General features: G+C 42.2%; 20 protein-coding genes. 4 read left to right on the top strand and 16 right to left on the bottom strand.

Annotated elements, in window-relative coordinates:
• Window positions 1-4: 4 nt before the first annotated feature.
• The 8 genes from HY807_00365 to HY807_00400 form a co-directional block, all read right to left on the bottom strand.
• A complete protein-coding gene (locus HY807_00365) occupies window positions 5-481 on the bottom strand; it encodes a hypothetical protein (GenBank protein ID MBI4824862.1) in 477 nt (158 codons plus the stop codon).
• 32 nt (window positions 482-513) lie between these two features.
• Window positions 514-1,773 carry a hypothetical protein gene (locus tag HY807_00370; protein MBI4824863.1) on the bottom strand — a complete coding sequence of 420 codons (1,260 nt, stop codon included), beginning with the start codon at window positions 1,771-1,773 and terminating at the stop codon, window positions 514-516.
• Window positions 1,773-2,729 (bottom strand): methyltransferase domain-containing protein, encoded by a 957-nt coding sequence (locus HY807_00375; protein ID MBI4824864.1) that lies wholly within the window; start codon window positions 2,727-2,729, stop codon window positions 1,773-1,775. The genes HY807_00370 and HY807_00375 overlap by 1 nt, the downstream gene beginning before the upstream one ends.
• Window positions 2,730-2,765: 36 nt before the next feature.
• Window positions 2,766-3,284 carry a hypothetical protein gene (locus tag HY807_00380; GenBank protein ID MBI4824865.1) on the bottom strand — a complete coding sequence of 173 codons (519 nt, stop codon included), beginning with the start codon at window positions 3,282-3,284 and terminating at the stop codon, window positions 2,766-2,768.
• 184 nt (window positions 3,285-3,468) lie between these two features.
• Window positions 3,469-3,666 carry a hypothetical protein gene (locus tag HY807_00385; protein ID MBI4824866.1) on the bottom strand — a complete coding sequence of 66 codons (198 nt, stop codon included), beginning with the start codon at window positions 3,664-3,666 and terminating at the stop codon, window positions 3,469-3,471.
• 225 nt (window positions 3,667-3,891) lie between these two features.
• Window positions 3,892-6,318, bottom strand: coding sequence for a hypothetical protein (locus HY807_00390; GenBank protein ID MBI4824867.1), 2,427 nt, complete (start codon window positions 6,316-6,318; stop codon window positions 3,892-3,894).
• Window positions 6,315-6,872 carry a hypothetical protein gene (locus HY807_00395; GenBank protein MBI4824868.1) on the bottom strand — a complete coding sequence of 186 codons (558 nt, stop codon included), beginning with the start codon at window positions 6,870-6,872 and terminating at the stop codon, window positions 6,315-6,317. Before HY807_00395 ends, HY807_00390 begins: the two co-directional genes overlap by 4 nt.
• A 13-nt stretch (window positions 6,873-6,885) precedes the next feature.
• A complete protein-coding gene (locus HY807_00400) occupies window positions 6,886-9,537 on the bottom strand; it encodes a carboxypeptidase regulatory-like domain-containing protein (GenBank protein MBI4824869.1) in 2,652 nt (883 codons plus the stop codon).
• Between the two features lie 204 nt (window positions 9,538-9,741).
• Here HY807_00400 and msrA point away from each other — a divergent pair, with 204 nt between their 5' ends.
• The 3 genes from msrA to HY807_00415 are packed head-to-tail and all read left to right on the top strand — an operon-like array spanning window position 9,742 to window position 11,497.
• The gene (gene msrA, locus HY807_00405; protein ID MBI4824870.1) at window positions 9,742-10,830 is read left to right on the top strand and encodes a peptide-methionine (S)-S-oxide reductase MsrA; all 1,089 of its coding nucleotides are present in this window, start codon (window positions 9,742-9,744) and stop codon (window positions 10,828-10,830) included.
• A 50-nt stretch (window positions 10,831-10,880) separates the two neighbouring features.
• Window positions 10,881-11,159, top strand: coding sequence for a nucleotidyltransferase domain-containing protein (locus tag HY807_00410; GenBank protein ID MBI4824871.1), 279 nt, complete (start codon window positions 10,881-10,883; stop codon window positions 11,157-11,159).
• Window positions 11,156-11,497, top strand: a complete 342-nt coding sequence (locus tag HY807_00415; protein ID MBI4824872.1) for a DUF86 domain-containing protein — start codon at window positions 11,156-11,158, stop codon at window positions 11,495-11,497. Before HY807_00410 ends, HY807_00415 begins: the two co-directional genes overlap by 4 nt.
• Window positions 11,498-11,524: 27 nt before the next feature.
• Here the strand turns inward: HY807_00415 and HY807_00420 are convergent, their stop codons facing one another.
• The 7 genes from HY807_00420 to HY807_00450 all read right to left on the bottom strand — a co-directional run bounded on the left by HY807_00420 (window position 11,525) and on the right by HY807_00450 (window position 15,865).
• Window positions 11,525-11,941, bottom strand: coding sequence for a hypothetical protein (locus HY807_00420; GenBank protein ID MBI4824873.1), 417 nt, complete (start codon window positions 11,939-11,941; stop codon window positions 11,525-11,527).
• Between the two features lie 35 nt (window positions 11,942-11,976).
• Entirely contained in the window at window positions 11,977-12,837 is an 861-nt protein-coding gene (gene dinD, locus HY807_00425) for a DNA damage-inducible protein D (GenBank protein ID MBI4824874.1), read from the bottom strand.
• A gap of 57 nt (window positions 12,838-12,894) precedes the next feature.
• On the bottom strand, window positions 12,895-13,119 hold the full coding sequence (locus tag HY807_00430; GenBank protein ID MBI4824875.1) for a CopG family transcriptional regulator: 225 nt from the start codon (window positions 13,117-13,119) through the stop codon (window positions 12,895-12,897).
• On the bottom strand, window positions 13,109-13,378 hold the full coding sequence (locus HY807_00435; GenBank protein MBI4824876.1) for a BrnT family toxin: 270 nt from the start codon (window positions 13,376-13,378) through the stop codon (window positions 13,109-13,111). Before HY807_00435 ends, HY807_00430 begins: the two co-directional genes overlap by 11 nt.
• Before the next feature lie 279 nt (window positions 13,379-13,657).
• Complete coding sequence (locus tag HY807_00440; protein MBI4824877.1) at window positions 13,658-14,854, bottom strand: tetratricopeptide repeat protein; 1,197 nt, start codon at window positions 14,852-14,854, stop codon at window positions 13,658-13,660.
• A 60-nt stretch (window positions 14,855-14,914) separates the two neighbouring features.
• Window positions 14,915-15,412 carry a hypothetical protein gene (locus tag HY807_00445; GenBank protein MBI4824878.1) on the bottom strand — a complete coding sequence of 166 codons (498 nt, stop codon included), beginning with the start codon at window positions 15,410-15,412 and terminating at the stop codon, window positions 14,915-14,917.
• A 21-nt stretch (window positions 15,413-15,433) separates the two neighbouring features.
• Window positions 15,434-15,865 (bottom strand): hypothetical protein, encoded by a 432-nt coding sequence (locus HY807_00450; protein ID MBI4824879.1) that lies wholly within the window; start codon window positions 15,863-15,865, stop codon window positions 15,434-15,436.
• A gap of 145 nt (window positions 15,866-16,010) precedes the next feature.
• Here HY807_00450 and HY807_00455 point away from each other — a divergent pair, with 145 nt between their 5' ends.
• Window positions 16,011-17,231, top strand: a complete 1,221-nt coding sequence (locus HY807_00455) for a PDZ domain-containing protein (GenBank protein MBI4824880.1) — start codon at window positions 16,011-16,013, stop codon at window positions 17,229-17,231.
• A gap of 6 nt (window positions 17,232-17,237) precedes the next feature.
• Here the strand turns inward: HY807_00455 and HY807_00460 are convergent, their stop codons facing one another.
• Window positions 17,238-18,911, bottom strand: coding sequence for a PAS domain S-box protein (locus tag HY807_00460; protein ID MBI4824881.1), 1,674 nt, complete (start codon window positions 18,909-18,911; stop codon window positions 17,238-17,240).
• Window position 18,912: the final 1 nt, after the last annotated feature.

The following is an 18,912-nucleotide window of genomic DNA, read 5'->3' on the forward strand; positions in this document are numbered from 1 at the left end:
AATGCTACTCAGTCACAAGAAGTATCAGCCCGCATTCCGGGCACTCGGCAGTGTCGCTTTCCACAGGGGTAGAACATGCCGGGCATCTGCCCTGACTTAGCATCTCTTTTGAATGCAGGAACTCCGGATCGATCTCTGCATAGTAATCAGCTATCCGCTCCCCTGCCCTCTCAGCATCTTCAGATGAGACCATAAGCTGAAACTTTTCTCCGCAGCATCCTTTTTTACACCCTGCCTCTGAGTTAACAAGGCACGGTATCCCTGAGCGGACAAGAACATCAGAAAGCTCGTTCATCCACCTCAGCTCGCCATCCTTTACCACAATCGGATCCGCGATCATCTCCACCGCGCACCTCTCACGATCCTGATACACCCTCTCAAGTTCCTCAGGATGCACAAGCACCGCCCCGCAATCAGCGCACTTCTCGATGTGCGGGTTATACTCAGTTTTGCAATCTGGACATATTTTTATCTGTGTCATATATATAGCATTTTGTCTCAGTCTATTGAGTTCTATTTGTTCATTTCTTTAATTTGTGTCCAATAAGCACTTGTTTCAAGCTGCGTTTGAAATTCCTGCATAAACTCTTTTTTACCTGCAATGTCAGGCAACCAGGCTTTATCAAAGAATTGCCAGGCGACGTTAGCATTGCCTGAATATATAAGTTCGAGCATATAACTCCAAAGCTCTACAGGCGGATTCCCATTTTTCCATGAATAATTCTCCCGTATCATTTTTACCTTATCAGCCAACGTTTCTTGTGTCGGAGGTTGCTTGAGCATTAGATCGGTAGCTAATATATATTTACCGTTCTTAAACTCAAGAATGATATCGGGTGCAGGCGACCCCGCGAAACTTGTGTTCCAATAAGCAAATGTCCAATCATTTGTAACAAAGACCAGTTTTTTGTCCCCTCTTAAATCTTCAAAATGTGATAGACCATTATGACCAGCATCCAACGTTGCAATTTTTTTGAATTTCTGGCCAATCTCAAAAACATGAAAGGTATAACAGCAATGTGCGCCACCAGACCATTCATTAATAACCAGATTAGGCTCTCCCCTGCCTGTAATATCCTTTCCTATGACTATAACCCCAAATTTCTTCATTACATCATCCGTATATACATGATCAAATCTAAACTTATACCCATCTTGCTTAAAGACTGTTTTTTCATTCTGAATTATTTCCAAATAACCTTTCTCGTCTTCGTCATCAATGAATATCTTAAATGTATAATTGTTGTACGATAGCTTCCCGCGCAAACGTAAGATCGGCTTTGGAAGATTGCCAAGCTGTATTTCAGCTACTTCGGTTTCGAATTTATATTCTTGAGTTTCAGATACCTTTATTGTCAGCCTATTTATTTTAATGATGTCGGGATCAATAAGTTCAAAGTGAGGGGCAGAAGCATATTCTGGCAGCTGCCAGAATTCGTTTAAGATACTATCATAATAATATATAGGGAAGATTTTGGGATTATCTAAATCTGAGTTGCTAATAATTAAGTATTGAGAATTGGCTGTCCAAGCGACTTCCTCAGTTCTTAACTCTCCCCCAGAATAAGATCTAAAGTCATTTTTTGATATAATCTCTCCATTGATTTTCTTAATTTCAACGTGAATTCCATTATTCTTCTCGGCAAATGAAATAACGGTGGCTTTAAGATGACCATCAGGCGAAACATATTCTGTTGCTTGTTGTGCCATTACCGATAAAGGGCTCGATATAAACACAACAGATAGAACCATAAAATATAGAAGTTTAATCATCAGTCTTTTCTCCCCTCAATACAAACCGTCTCAGGTGTATTCTTCACAGCTATCTTTTTATACCCTGTTTCAGAAAGCCAATGTTTGATCTCTTTGGTAGTGTAGCAACGACCGTTTGGCGTACCCATGAGCATGTTCACTGAGAATAGAGCGCTGTGCGGCGGGGCTGTGCGGGCTTCGTTGATTGGGAATTCCTGCACGACCACTCTGCCTCCGGAATTGAGGGCTGACATGCACTTTCTCAAAAGCGCGATATTCTCCTCAATTGAAAAAGCATGAAGTATCTGGCTTAAGAGGATGAGGTCATAGCCTGAGCCTATACTGTCCACATGGAAGTCTCCGGAAATGAAAGTAATGCCCTTGATGCCATTGCGGTGCGCAACTTTTTTGGCGATCGCGATCGTCGCAGGCAGGTCGAAGATCGTTGCCTTAACTCCCTTCTTTGCCATCGCCATCGCGTTGGTGCCCGGCCCGCCTCCGAGGTCGAGCATCGTCTTTACATCTTTAAGACCTATCGCTTTGATAAGGCTGTCTGTGCGGAGGATCGTGAGGTTATGCATGCCCATGATAAACGACTCATGGTCGCGCCTGCGCTCTGCCGCTCTGCCGGTCTTTACCACTTCATCAAGATGAGAGAAGCCTTCCCACATGCCTGATGCGTGCCTTACGATATCACCCTGATAGAGGCGAGCGCCCTTGACAAGATAGCGTGTGCTAACCGGCGCATTGCGATATTTCCCGTCCCTTGCCTTTATCACCAGCCCTATGCCTGTAAGCGCGTCAAGCAGTATCTCCATGGCGCGCGCATCGGCCTTTAACTTTTTTGAGACCGCTGCCGCTGTTGTGGCTTTTTTCAGATGGTCAAATACCCCGAGGTTATTCGCCGTCAGCACAACCCTTGAAGCCATAAATCCTGCATAGAGCCTTCGTAATCCTATGAGATCTTCATCTGCCATATCCTTGCCTCTCTTGTGTAATTGATTTTAGTAGATCTATGAACCTTCTTTTTTGTCCGGCTTGATACTGTCCATCATGACCTTCATTCCTTCTTTGCCGTCATTATCATAGCAGCTGCAGCTTGATTCACCTGAATCTCTCGGAGGCATGCCGCTCGCTGAATATCCTTTTTCACTGCAGAATTCAGAGCATAGCCTGCCATCGTCTTTCGGCCCTATATTGCCGATAAGATACTGATGAAGAACTATCACAATGACCAGTCCGAAGATTGCGGCGGCAGATATCACAATATGTTTCGAATCCAGATCAGGTTCATCTTCACGATCTTCCCCGGTCTTGTACCCGATGACTATCGAAGCTGTCCACAGCGCCAGGAAACCAAGGATTAACAGAATAGAGAGCAGCTTTTCAGCATATGCCGGCCAGGGATCGTCACCAAAAATAAAGATCCAGAAAATGCCGGCCGCTCCTCCGAAGACAATAGTTGAAACGATCAGAGAAACAAAAAACCCGGGCACCCCGAATAACAAAGCATATATATATCTTTTCTTCATTTTAAAAAACCTGTCAATCAGTCTCTTATTCCAGGAATAAATATGCGTATGTCTTATTTTTTCGGATTTAAATAATTATATTGGTTAGCTGTAAATGTTACAAGAGAAAAATATAGTGATGTGGTTAAGGAGTTACCGCAAAGAATGAAACTGTGTTACCGGATGTATCGCTGAGTAATTATTGTCAGCAGCTATCGCCTTTCGTCTGGCTATGAGAACTACAGGGTTTATCCTGCTCATAGATGTCATGGAATAGTTTATTTACGTCGGCAGTTGCAGATATATTTTCTGATTCGCTCGAATAATCTCTGACTTCAAGAGATGCGCAGCCGACAAGGGCAAAGCTCAACAACAAAGCGGATATGATCATTGTTATTCTCATTTCTTCTCCTCCCGTGATGTCAATTTTTTATCCCTGAAAATCAATACGGTATGGCTGATTTCGTAAATTGAGGTAATTATAGTGCTACGGATAATAAATATGCAAGCAAAAAATGCAGTAGTGTCAAGCCAATTTAGAAATGTCCTATTTTTACCAAAATAGAAATGTCCGGTTTTTACTATTGCCTCCAAAGGAGTTTTTGTACCTCACCCAACCTTATCACCTTCAAAACGGCTCAGGCGGGTACATCGGAGCATGAGCTGAATACAGTTCAACCCAGTCGGCGTTATTCTCCTCAGTTGACAGTGCTCTCCAGACATCGTTGCCATCAAAGGTGATATATCTTGAGAACCAGGGATTAGACATATTGCCTAAATAAATTTCTCCCGGAAATGCGTTATAAGTACTATCGCCTGTAAATTCAGGATTGCGTGCTGCACCTCCATAAGCCTCTCCCGGATAGCCGAATATATGTATTGCGTTCCCACTGCTGCCCGTCAGATACCAGAAGGCCTGCATAAATATAATTGAACTATCACACAATCCTGCCGTGGCATCAAAACCATCATTCCAATATGTGTCATGCAATGGGTCATCTGTATGATAAACATATGGGGGCTTGCTATAAGAAGAATCATATGGATGAGTGACTAAATCAGCCCAAGTAGTTCTCTCCATCCTGTTGACAGTGAAGGGATGGCCATCCACATTTATCACCGCCTTATGGTATAAACGCCTGTCCCCGGGTTCTGTTCCCTGCTGAACAAGCTTTGCCTGCCCGGGAACCTGTTCAACTTTCCAATAATACTGAATGTTATTATCATAACCCCAATCTTCCGGCACAGTCCTTGTCGCAGCTGTCAACATTAAAATACTTTGAGTATCATAGTACCCGCTCCTGTCGTCACCTGATTCCTCATATGTTGATCCTGCGAATGGCCAATCTATAGACGCAGGGTATTTATATTGGCCTGTTAGATTGTCTCTTATCTTGCTGTCGCGATCCCTAAAGACTATAAAATGCGCTCTTATCAGATTCATACCAGGCATGGCAACAACTTTTCCGGCCACCGCGTCATATTCACTGCCAATCCTTCCATTGAAGACAAGGACGTATTTATCCTGTTCCTTCGGAGAAGCCGGAGAGTCGAAGTTTATAGTTGAGCTTTTGTTATTCCCACGTACAAAAAGATCACCGTACCACAAGCGATGTCTCTGATTACTCGCATCATCATAATAAATCTCAAACATCCCTTTCATCTCTTCATTAGTGTTGTTTACGATCACATATCCATAACCTGCGTCAGAATCAAATTCTAAAGTTATATCTCCCCTGAAGAAGTAATTCAGCAGCCCTGCGGAGTAGCCGACTGCGCGGGGGAGCAATAGTTTTGCATACTCTTCATAAACAGCTTCATCTTGATAAAAATCCAGTTCATGAACCTCCCCACCAATATAATCCAGTCTTGAAGTTGTTGTGTATTTCGGCTTAACAAAGTGGTCAATAATTTCACCGTCTTTTTCCTTTTTGATATAAAGGGTGGGCTGTTGAACTCCGTCTTCTGTAGTTACTGTCTCAGGAAGTATGTTCTTACTAATCAACTCCTGCAGGTTTGTGCTTAATTTATTTGGATATGGGAAATAGTGGGGATCAGTTTGTGCAAGGTCTTCTTTGAAAATAGTATCGGGACTTGCAAAATTCGAATTTGTGTATTCTGCAAGCCCTATTGATTGACTCGTTGCTAAACTGTTTCTAAAAAACTGAGATGGATCATCGGCATTGTATTGGTCAGTATCAATAAAGAGGGCTGAAGGCGTAAGGTTACTGTCGTAATACGCTTGGTCTAATGTTAATGTCGAAGGCGCAGGTAATGCCGGAAATTTAATGTTCGTTTCAGGTATAAAGACTTTAAGTGCCTCTAATTTAAAATACTTCTCTGCTGCCCACACTTCAATATTTAAACGACCATCTTTATTTATATTAAAAGGATGTGCGTCATTTCTAACATGGTCAGGCTGAGCAGCGTCCTGTATGAGATGCATCTGCTGTCCTAATCCTCTGAATGTTTTCGCAAAATACATATCCCTTTCTGCTTTTGTTGTTGCAACTTTCACACCTGCAAAGTTCTTTCCTGTCAACGCAACATAAAAATCTTCTCTTGTTTTTTGCCATGACCAGTCTCCGCCAAGAGAGTTCTCTTGCTTAATGCTATTCTGTGCCCAAAGAAGAGAAGAGTCACCAGAGTAAGGGATAAACAGAACCGTGTCATCTAACCCTGCTTCCGTCCACGTTTTTAATGGATTGTGAAAATGATTATTAAATCGCGCCTTACCTGTGACTGCTTCCCACTTTGAGCCATCATCTTCAAGCTCTGCTCCTTCTTGAATCCAGTTTTCAATTTTCCCTTGCTTAATCGTTGAACTTCCATCCCATACAAGGATGTCTAATAACCCCTGATCAAATCCAAGTTTCTTTAAATAATCGCAAGTTATATCTTGCACATTGTTACAGAGACGTAACACGGAAGAATCTGCTGCATATTTCGAAAGAAGCTTATGCGTAACTTTATCATCCCAGGCTAACCCATTTTCATTCACGGTAAAGATAAAGAGAAATAATAGGATAAACTTTACAGCATAACACCTTCTCATCTCTTATCCCTCCAAATGTCTATAATGCCAATTCCCAGATCTTTACTATTCTTGTTAGATTCATCCAACATTAGCTTTACTTTTTCATACGGAGCTTCACCCGGTGGAAGCGGTGGCATATCTCTTTTTCTTTCCTCCATTGTCAACTTTTTTAAAGGAATAATCGCTTTATTACCTTCCCATTTGATATAAGTTGCATACTTCTTGAGACTATTCCAAGAACCACTTTCATAGCTATACCCTGCTTTGAATATCAGAATATCCATAGGATTAACATTGCTGAGCATGCTGATTCCCTGCCCCGAAAGTGAAAACTCTCCATCCTGGTCAGTCAATGTCTCGCTTGCGTCATAGAATTTATGAATTGCTCCTGCTACCGTTGCATACTCCTTGTACCAGGTGCCTAAAACTACCGCCTTCTCAATCGGCTTTCCAGTATCCGCATCTATAACTTTCCCTTTAAATGATCCTTCATAGTTTGCCAAGCTTGTGGCGCAACCTGTCGACATTACAAATAACAGACTAAATAAGAATAAAAGTTTTATTGATCTCATACTGTCTCCTCTCTTAAAAGATATCTATTTTCCAGATGCCATTCTCATCAAGAACAAAATAGATAAAATATGCTATTTCGTATGACTGTCCGGCATATACTTCATTTTTTCTGATTCGATATTTGGCAATATTGTTTTTGGCATAAATAAGCTCAATATCCTGCATATCTTGCACAAACTGGGGCAAGAAGGCATCAATATCATTAAAGAGTTGTGTATAGTGTGCTTGCTTGTCATCTGTGAAAGCATTTACCGCAGTAGTTATATTATGATTCCCCAGCGCCGCCTTCATCCCCTCCCACTTCCCCTGTAACAGCGCATCCAGTTCAACTCTATCCTGAACAACTACCGCAATGGTATCTGTATATCCATTGCCTGCTGAGTCAGTGGCCAGTATCATTGGATAGTAGATGCCTTCGTATGCATAAGTAAATGATACATCATCAAAAACAGCGCCTGTGTAGTCAAGATCAAAGCTGCCCTCATAATTCCCGTCCATCTGATAGGTTGATACAGAATCCGGCAACGATGTATCAACTGAAAAATACGCATCAAACGTTGCAATACCTGATTCGATATTTGAGTTCAGTTTCACATACGGTTTTGTGGTATCTGCAAAAACAGTTATTGAGGTTACAGAGCTATTGCCTGATGTATCAACTGCATTAACCGTAATTATGTTTTCACCTTCAACCAATGGCAGATGATTCACAAAGAACTGTCCATTATAAACAACCGCAACTACACCATTTACAGTCACACCGGTCTCATTTCCCGTGGCATTCACTATCGTCCCGCTGGCCATTGTATCAGCCCTTGATAATGCCGCGCCGTCAGCCGGATAGGTTATGTTTATATTTATGGCAGGAGGAGGATCCAGAGTTGTAAAGGAACCGGCATCTGATGATGAAGAGAAACCATAATTGTTTGTAGATGTTATTTTGATGTGATATGTTGTGGCCGGTTTCAGCCCGGCTAATGTCATATTGTGAACCAAAGCCATCTCAGTATCAGAGAGAGAATTACCATATGATACGGTTTCACCATACTCTACGACACTGTCGGCAGGCAAGTCTGTTGACCATGAGACCATTGCTGAACTTGATGTAATGTCAGTTACCGCCTCATTAGATATTTTAGGCAAGATCGGGCTTAATGCAGCATTAATGGTTAAAGCCTGGTTCCAGGATACATTGCCTGAAATGTCATAAACCGTATATCCATCTTTTGTAATGCTGCCTGTAAAATCACCGGATTCGATACTACTTATATTGTATATGCCGTCAGCAGCCGTTGATACAGTATAAATATTATTTACAGAATCTGTAATAGAAATATTCGCCGACAAAAGAGGTAAACCCGTTAATACATCAGTTACTCTTCCAGATATGCTTCCTTTAACAGCCCTTGTCAGGTTAATGCTGCGGGATGCAACCCTGCCGGCCTCATCAGTTGCCGTTACTGTTATCGTGTTAATACCGATTGCCAGCGGAATGACAGCGGTAAACGCATTGCCTGATATTGCTGCTTCAACTCCGTTCACGTTGACTGAGACAACCGGATATGGCGAGATTACCATGCCTTGAACATCAGCTGAAGGAGCGATTGTCATTTCACCATCTAAAGGTGTCTGAATTGAAACTTCGAGAGGGTCTTCTCCCTCCAATACCCTTATCCCGTCCTTAAAGCTCACAAGACAGTAACTGTCCGTATAAGCAATATGTTTTGCTTTCTTGCCGATATAATCCTCTTTTAATATTTCACCTGTTGCCGGATCAATGGTTATCAAATTACCGCTTTCCTTGTCAGTAACTAATAAGCTCTCTCCTTTAAGTTCAATGTCCCCCGGCAAATATTGCAAAGCAGTTAAGGGAGTCAATACCTGTGTTTCAATATCGAGTATGTATACATGGCCGTCATCTGTTAGTATGGCTGCCTCAGCATTATTACTATCTATAGAAACATCCCTGATTCCCTTATCAAAAGCATGGCCGGCTATTTTTTCACCGTTTTCAGTAAATATGTTTAGCCTGCCCTTATCACTGTTATGATCTTTTTCACTTTCTTCATCATCGTCTTCGTTGTCATCTTCTTTATTCACAGCACCTGCCGCTGCAAGCAGCAATCCCTTTTCAGAATAGCACCATAAGCCGGAGATATTTTCTTTCAGCTTTATCTTCTTTGCCACTGTCATATTTGAAAGGTTTATTATTTCGATGATCCCTTTTCCCTGCAATTTAACAGCCGCAATATTTCTCACGGCGTCAATACAGAACGCCTCCGGCTTCTCTTCAGCCTTAATTTTCTTGAGGACTATCCCTGTTTCAAGGTTGAGAATTAATATATCTTTCTCATTCTCCAGCGAGACAAGAAGCCTGGATCCTGTGTCATCAATAGAGACCGCTTTGACCTCTTTATTAAATTCAGCGAGAACCCTGAATGTTGCTGAATCAGGGTCAATGGATATAATGGACTTCTCCATGACAGCCACCGCTTTGTTCCCTGCGGCTTCCATGCTCTTTATCCTTTTTTCTATATTAATAACCGCTTGGCCGGTGAGGGCATGAGATGGAGACAACAGAGCAGATGCGATGATAATAGCGATAAAAAGAATTATGCAGGCAGCAGTTACCAGTCTCTTATTCAATCTAAAAGCAATCTTCATGGCACTCCTTATTCCGCTTCTTAATTAGTGATTGGTTATAATCGTAAAGATACAATATGCTAATGTTTTAACAAATAATTCTTTTTTTGTCAATAGTTGTTAATTGCCGGGATTTCAGAATGTTTTTCATTTATTATCCGTACGGATATTGTTGACTAATCCCCTCTTCACAATCCTTTCACTCAGAAGAGGTATCTTAAATACATGAAGAAAGCGCTCATAATTTTATCCCTTACAATATTATCAGGAGTGACAGCCATGACTATGATCAAAGGCAGTGATAAAGAAAATGCCCAGGCGTCTTCTGCGAAACTTGAGAAGGCCACCTTTGCCGGAGGCTGTTTCTGGTGCATGCAGCCGCCTTACGACAAGCTCAAAGGTGTCATCTCTACAAGGGCAGGCTACACCGGCGGCCATAAAATAAACCCGACATATGAGGAGGTCAGCACCGGCACAACCGGGCACGCCGAAGCGGTTGAGATAATGTTCGATCCGGCCCTGACCGGTTACGATGAACTGCTTGATGTCTTCTGGCACAGCATCGACCCGACGACCACGAATAAACAGTTCGCTGACAACGGCACTCAGTACAGGACAGTTATCTTCTATCACAACGAGGAGCAGAAGAGGTTCGCCCTCGCCTCAAAGGATGCGCTCGAAAGATCGGGCAAGTTCTCAAAGCCTATCGTGACCGAGATAGTCCCTGCTTCGGAATTCTATGCCGCGGAGGATTACCACCAGAAGTTCTATGAGAAAGAGCCGGAGCATTATAAAATGTATAAGACAGGCTCAGGCAGAGAGGACTTTCTTGAGAAAACATGGGGAGAATCAGACAAGATGAAAGATGAAAAGCAAAAATACATTAAACCCTCGGACGATGAACTAAAGAAAAGGCTCACCCCGCTTCAGTACAAAGTCACGCAGGAAGAGGCCACAGAGAGGGCGTTCGATAATGAGTACTGGAACAATCACCGCGCTGGCATTTATGTGGATATCGTAAGCGGCGAACCGCTCTTCAGTTCCGCTGACAAGTATGAGTCAGGCACCGGCTGGCCGAGCTTTGCAAAACCGCTTGAGCCTGCCAATATCAAAGAGTACAAAGACACGAGCCTTGCCGCGAACAGAACAGAGGTCAGAAGCAGGCACGGCGGCTCCCACCTCGGGCATGTCTTTAACGACGGGCCTGAACCGACAGGCCTCCGCTATTGCCTGAACTCAGCATCCCTCAGGTTTATCCCGAAAGAGGATCTGGAGAAAGAAGGTTACGGGGAATATAAGAAGCTGTTTGAGTAGCACACTCATAAGAATATGATATAATCTGAATCAACCAAGGAAACAGTATTATGAAGCGCGAGATCATCATAGAAAAAATAAAAGAGACCCTTCTGAAGCAGGGGATACAAAAGGCATATCTATTCGGGAGTTTTGCAAGGAAAGAGAGAATATATCACGATATTGATATAGCAATAGAGCCCCCCGAGGATTTCTCTTTGCTTGACCTCGTGCATGTTGAAAATCTTCTGAAGAAAAAGATAAAGAAGGATTTTGATGTTATTACCATGAATTCCATCAGCCCGCATCTCAAGCCCTATATTCAGCCGAACCTCGTTGAACTGATATGAAGAAAGAGGATTCCGTCTATCTCAAGCATATCCTGGATGCTGTAAATGATATTGATGAATTTGTCAAAGATATGGATAAGAAAAGCTTTCTCAGCAACAAAGCTATTAAATACGCCGTGGTAAGGAGCATTGAGATAATCGGCGAGGCAAGCAAACATCTTTCAAAAAAGTTTAGAGATCAGCATAAAGATATTCGATGGGAAGATATTTGCGGGATGAGAGACAAGCTCATACATGACTATATCGGGGTGGACTACTCAATCGTATGGAATGTAATCGAAAGAGACATTCCATCCCTGAAGAAGAAGCTCCATGAAGTATTAGATCCCCAGAATTAATGAAATGCAAAATCAGATTTCAAAAACCTAATATTCAACATTAACAGAACCGTACTGCGGATAATCCCATCCAAAGCCCCATCTGAAAGAAGTCGGAAGCCACCATACCCCTCCCATTCGTGTGCCCATGTACATGAGATTAGCGACAACAGGATGGCCGGTTTCAGATACACATGCTTTTAAATTCGCATCAGCGGTCTGCCTCTCAGAGTGAGAACCGCCCTGCCAATAAACCAGGTCATGCCTTATGCAGCATTCGCCCCAATCACCATCAGGCCAATAGGAGCAGCCATCGGACTTGAATTCATGAGGAGGCAAAGGCGCTTGCAGATTCGCCTGCAGATAGATAGTTTGCGCGAGTGCATTGATCTCTTTGTTCTGATTCGCACAGCCGATAAATATTAAGCAGATCAATATTGATGAGTATGCAATTGTTTTAAACATGTTGATTATGTGAATGCGGCATTAGAAAGCAAGAGTCAGCCTGATTCCTTTTCCCTAACTTTTTTCTTCTTTATATCTTTGAGTAATTTTCTTTCATCGCCGTCCAATTTACGCTGAACCTTTTTTACATCTTCCGCAGGCGGCAGCGCTTCAGGTTTTACTCCACGCTTAATCAACATTTTATGAACTGCAACATTATTTTCTATATGCTCATTGGATATCTGGTTTGCACCGGATAAATCCTTTTCTATTACATTATGACTGGTAAGTTCAGTAGCAAAATCTTTAGCTTTTATCGTGAGCGTCGGCAAAAAATCTGCTAATGGCCTGCCAGCAGGAATCATAAGCTTGCGCTTCATGTCGTTTGTAGAAAAACCGCCGAATAACGCTTGATCCCCTTTTGAACGAATAAGGGCAAAACCCTTATCATCAACACCGCGCTCGTAAATTATCCCGGATAGCTTCTTCTCGGATTTTGTCAGTTTATCACGGGCGATCACACGGTCGACATCTAAAAGCCGCTGCTCTATGATTTCCTGTTTCCTGGTCTGAACCGCAAAGTAGGTCTGAGCAAAAGAAATTTCACTTTTTACAGGGTCGCCGTTTTGAGCAATCAGATAACAAGCGTAGCGGGTCAAGGCTATATCATCTACTTCGCGCTGGCCGCCTTTGCCAATTTCGATCATCTTGTTGACATCAACAAAATGATCCGCCACCTTAACACCGGCATTTTTACACGCGGTCTTTGCCTTTTCTATTACTTTAAGAAAATTCCGCCATTCGGTATATCCCAACATCACCTGCAATTCACGAGCGCTCCAGCATTCCAGATTGTTGAAAAGATAACAGGCTCCTTCAAATTTCTCAAACAGATCAATGATGAGTTCTTTTTTCATAGAGTCATCCCAATATCTTGCTTAATAGATTTTGCTTTCTGCCAAGATCATCTATCGTCAGATTACCTTCTCAAGACGTTCTGCTACCCAGACCTTGATAATGGATTGACGTGGCACACCCAAGCGCCTTGCTTCTTTATCCAATAACTGAATCATCCATAAAGGGAAATCTACGTTCACCCTTTTTTGTTCATGCTCAGGCCTTCTCACTTTTGACAAATCGAGATGTTTGGTAATATCCTCGCCTTTATCAAATTTCTTTTCAATCTCTTTAGCCTTGATAGCTTTCATATATCTCAACCTCCTCTTTTCTCGACCGGCGCACTGAAATAATTCGTGTCTTGCCGTTCCTGAAAGTTTTGATTCCGGACCAATGTTTTCCTGATATCTTTCCTATTACCAGAAATCTTGGTTCATCGCTTGTTTTCAAAGGCACCTCGATTAAATCAGGATCATCCCAGAGAACTTGTGCCTCATTGAAATCAATACCATGCTTTGATTTATTGATGACACTCTTCCTAAAGTCAAACTCAAAATCCATGGTATACTTATTATACCTTATTTATACAGTTTGCAATAGTTAAAAAACTGGATAGGAGCAGCCATCGGACTTGAATTCATGAGGAGGCAAAGGCGCTTGCAGATCCGCCTGCAGATAGATAGCCTGCGCACGTTCATTGATCTCTTTATTCTGATTCGCACAGCCTGTAAATAATAAGCAGATCAATATTGATGAATATGCGATTGGTTTCAACATATGATCTTTATGTGAATGCGGTATTTTGATTTTTAGGAAGTTGGCATTAAAAAGCAAGCCCTTTTAGAGTAAATTTGAATAAATCAAATTGCGAAGCTTATTTGCCAATTCTGCATCAAGATTTTTTAATTTATTATATTCATCTATTGCAGCATTCTTATTTTGTAATGATGCGTAAATGGAACCAAGGTAATAATGAGCAGATGCATTATTGGGTTGGATATCTATCACATGCTTAAATATTCTAATAGCATCTTCTCTTAATTCAAGAAACATATAACCAATGCCAAGATCAATAAATGCTTGTATAAAGTCAGGGTTAATTCGAGTGGCTTTTTCGAGGAAGTCGACAGCTATTTGATAATTACCTAAATAACTATTCGTAATACCAAGTTGATAATATATTTGTGCATTTAACAAACGTTTCTCATCAGATGTGGAATTTATTTTTAATGCATGCTCAAAAGATTCTATTGCTGCAATATAGTTACCTGCTTTTTGATAAGCAAGCCCAAGTGAACAATAAGACATTACATCATCAGGGTTTCGAGTTATAGCTTTGTTATAAGACTTGATCGCTTCTTCAAAATTACCCAATGAATAATATGCGTCGCCAAGAAGAAAATAGGTTTTATAATAAGAAGAGTCGATTGCAATGGCACGGTTATAAGTATTAATAGCTTCTTCATATTTCTCTAAATTTGAATATGAAAGGCCAAGATTGTAGTAGGCTGGCATGAAGTCAGGCCTTATCTCAATGGCCTGCTTAAATGTCTTAATAGCTGCCTCATAGTTTTTTGCATCAAAGTGAGAAAGCCCAACTTTATTAACTTCTAAAACTTCTTTACTGGCTCCTTCTGGTAGTTTTTCAGAATCAGATAAGATTTTATAAGTCTGTAATTCATAGTCCGATATCGGCCTGTTCTTTCTTTGATACAATGAATCTGGCCATTTACCATCCGCCTTAAATTCATAAACCGTATTTGATTCAATATAGTAAATGTAGATAATGTGATCGTTGCCTTCGTAATCTTCATAAATTAGATCGGGTAATCCTTTGTCGTTTATGAAATTGTTCAGAGGGTTATAATAAGAAGAATTGTATTGCACTCTTCTATATCCCAAACTATTGCTGTCTTTATTTACTATCATATGCCTGCCTATAGCATCACTTTGAGTCCAACCATGCATAGTGGCACCACAGCCAAACAGGGAGAGAAGAAGAAATCCCAACAATAATTTTTCTAATATATTTTTCATGCGATTCATTAGAAGTAATCTACATTTTTAAGTATAGTGTCAACACCTTGCTATCTGTTCCTACTTTCTTCTCATTAAATCAGCTCTAAGTTTCATATTGGTATCTGTATATTCAAAAAATGCTGTCAGCATATCTTTATCTTTTGACATGGAGATAGTTAACTTGCAAGGACACTGATAAGATGCTTCCGGATCCTTGGGTTGTTTTTCATCATCACGCCACTCAAGTATCGGACCGGGTAAAACTGATGCTATGAAACGTGCATAAGCATTTTCCTGCTTAAAACCTACATCTCTACCATTTTCCCCTTTACTCCAAATGATATAAGCTTTTTGATTATCAATCTTTTCAATAACAATAACAGTGTCTTGATTCATACTCCATTTGCCTTCCCAGACTCCGGCAAATGCTGCTATCTCAGGGAGGACATCAGAAGACGGAGGAATTAATTTTAAATCCTCCGGAAGTGGAGGAGGAGTAGTTACGCATCCAATTAAAGAGAACATGACAAATGATATAAGAATAAGAAATATGTTTTTTTTAATATCATTAAACATAAATCCTCCCTGTGTTTAATATTATTTTGTTTTGCGGGATAAATATGCTCGATGAGGCGCTTTTGTCTCTTCCTCAAAAAAAATCCTATTCATTTTAGTCAGGCTTTTATCTAATGTGAAGATATATTTATCACCATCAGGTTCAGTAAATTCTATCGAAGGAATGGATGTAACATCGGCAGTATAATAGTAATAACTAGGTGCGTAACCGCCGAAGGCTCCATAGCTGATAATAATTTCAGCTTTTTTGTTATCAATTTTTTCTACAACTAAGATGGTGTCAATACCATTTCGCAATGAACCTTCCCACACTCCCGAGAAAGCTGCGATCTCTTTCGGAACATCCGGCGATGGCGGAACAATATTCAGAGTGGCCGGCAACGGAGCTGTTGAAGCACATCCTATAAGCATCATTACAAATAAACCTAAAAACATGTAATAGTATCTCAGCATACTCATAACCTCCTTATGGATTTAAACAATTGTATTCGTTCGGTAAAAATATTACAAGAAAAAAATATATGCTGCCGGAGGATGCCTTTGTGTATAATATCCACATCCTCTCATGTCACACATATATAAAGGAAGGAACCTTATTATGAAAAAAATAATTAATACACTTCTAACATTCATTCTTATATTCGCTGCTTCATCGGCTTATGCCGAGGACAATACGAAGCTGGAACCATTGTTCCCTGTCGCGCTTGAGCACAAATTTCCTGATTCAAAAGATACTTTCGAAGAGGTGAAGAAGCTTATCCTTGAAAACTATTACAGCGACGAGATAAGCGAGGACGCTCTCTACTGGGCGGCGATTGAGGGAATGCTGCGCCGCATCTCTCCGCCTGAGAACAAGGAGCTCGCAAAGATATGGACGCCTGAAGAGTATGCAAAGATCCTTGACGGCCTCAAGGGCGAGCAGGTCTCTATAGGAATAAAGACCTCATTCAATGCAGGCGACGGCAGCCTGACCGTCAATGAGATACTGCCGGGTTCGCCGGCAGAGAATATCCTGATGCAGTATGACAGGATACTCAAGGTCGGCTCCGAGCTTATCAAGGGCAAGCCTGTGAGCGAGATAAGCAAACTCCTTGACGGCGACGAGGGCACTGAGGTCACGCTGAAGGTGAACAGGGGGACTGAGATATTCGATGTCACCATCAAGCGGAGAAAGTTTGAGACAGAGAATCTGATAGTTACAAAACTTTCAGACGGGATAGCGCTTATAGAGATCAAGAGGTTCACAGAAGGCATGTATGAGAAGCTCAAAGATGAACTCGTCAGACTGGATAATGAAAAGTTCAAGAGGCTGGTGATAGACCTGAGGAATGATCCGGGCGGCGTATTCATGGAGCCGCTTAAGATAGTGGAGATATTTCTGCCTGAAAAAGGTATTCTGCTGAGGACGTTCACCAGGGATAAGAAGAACCAGAACTATGTGTCTACTAACAAAGAGCCTTTAAATTTTGATATGGCGGTTCTGGTGAACGGGAATACGGCGTCGTCATCTGAGATACTTGCCGGCTCGCTCAGGGACCATCAGAAGGCGATGATAATCGGCACAAAAACTTACGGCAAAGGCGTGTTCGAAAAGACCTTCACCATAAAGAATGACTACAGGGTCAAGTTCATTACCGGCGTCATGTACACGCCCAAAGGCCAGCCCTGGCAGGGCAAGGGGCTGCTTCCCGACTTTGTAGTTGATCAGGATGACAAGACGGTTGAGGCGCTGCTTAAACTTGATGTCAATGAGAGATTGAAAAAAGATATCGGTTTGATAACAGCGGTGAAGCTGTTGAAGCTGCAGGAAGTGAAGTAAGGGGAATTATTGCCCGCCTTTTCTCTTGTGCTTGTCACGTTTATGCTCGTACATCAGCTTATCAGCCTGGGTAAGCAGAGCCTCTATCGTATCCGGGCAGTCTTCTTTGTAATGTACGATCCCGATGCTTATTGAAAGCATATACGGCTGGTTTCTCTTTTCATTGAAATCCTTGAGGCACTCCTCAAAACGGCTTCGTATTGTATCTACGCTGGTATCGGTCGTCTGAATGGAGAAGATGACAAACTCATCTCCGCCTATGCGGGCGATTATGTCAGACTCGCGGAATAGCTCCTGAAGGAAGCGTGCCGTGTCCTTCAGCATATTATCGCCCTCAATATGGCCGAATCCGTCATTTATCACCTTGAGGTCATCGAGGTCGGCGTATAGAAGTATCACGCCCCTCTTCATGCGGTGGGCGATCCTGAGCTCCTGTTCCGCAAGTGTCATGAACCCGCGCCTGTTGTACAGGCCTGTAAGCTCATCCGACAACGACAGCCCTCTAAGCTCCTCCTCCATCCTCTTACGGTTCGATATATCCATGCCTGTGCCGAGAAGATATGTCTTCCCCTCTATCTCGGTTCGCAGGCCTGTGAAATAATACGGAATCCTCTTCTCATTCTTTAAAACGAGGTTTGCCTCAACAGTTGACCTGCCCTTCTCAAAGACCTCTCTGACCTTTTCGTATATCAGCTTCTTCTCCTTGCCGGTGAAGAAGTCAAAGGCATTCATCTTTGATATCTCATCGGATGAATAACCTGAGACCTTCTCATAGTTCTCATTCCACAGGAGGAATTTTCCCGCGGCGTCAAAGCAGTAGAATATATCCGGCAGGCTGTTTATTATTGATTTTGAAAAGTTGCGCTCCGCTATCAGCGCATCTTTGACCTTCTTGCGCTGGGTGATGTCCATAAGGGTGGTCATCACATGTGAGTTATTGCCGTAAGGATCCCTCAAAGTTGTTACGTTGACAAGTCCCCATATGATCTCCCCGCCCTTCTTAAAGTACCGCTTCTCCATCTGATAGCTGCTGCGCCTGCCGCAAAGCAGGTCATTCATAAGCCCGGCATTATCGATCATGTCATCAGGGTGGGAGATATCTTCAACAGACTTCCCTTCTATCTCAGCCCTTGTATAGCCGAAGAAGTCGTGGAATGCGGTGTTGAAGTCCGCGAACCTCAGTTGTTCATTAAGAGGGTCCTTCACGATCGGATAAATGATTATGCCTGTGGTAGACCTGTCAAAAAATGCCCTGAACATCATCTCGCTGTTCCTCAGCCTGTCTTCAACCTCTCTTCTCGCTGATATGTCACGGATAACGCCGTGGATCAGGATATTGCCGTCAACATTTAACAGGCCTGAAGAGACCTCTGCCGGAAATAATCCGCCGTCTTTCTTTATAAAGTCTATGACAAGTGTTGCGGAACCGTCACGATAGATCGTCTTTAACGCGGACTTTAAAAGATGAAGCGACTCCGCGGGATGAAGGCTTGAAATGTTAAGGGACAGGATATCCTGCCTTGAGTATCCGAGCTGGCCAGCCGCCTTCAGGTTAACATCTAAAACATTGCCCTCAAGGTCATGTATGAAGATGCCGTCGTTTGCACAGTGAAAGAGGTTTCTGTATAGCTCATGGCCCTCTTTTGCCGGCTCTTTTTTTGTACCGTTGTCGTCTTTCATA

It is taken from the genome of Nitrospirota bacterium (assembly GCA_016207885.1).
Lineage (GTDB): Bacteria > Nitrospirota > Thermodesulfovibrionia > UBA6902 > UBA6902 > JACQZG01.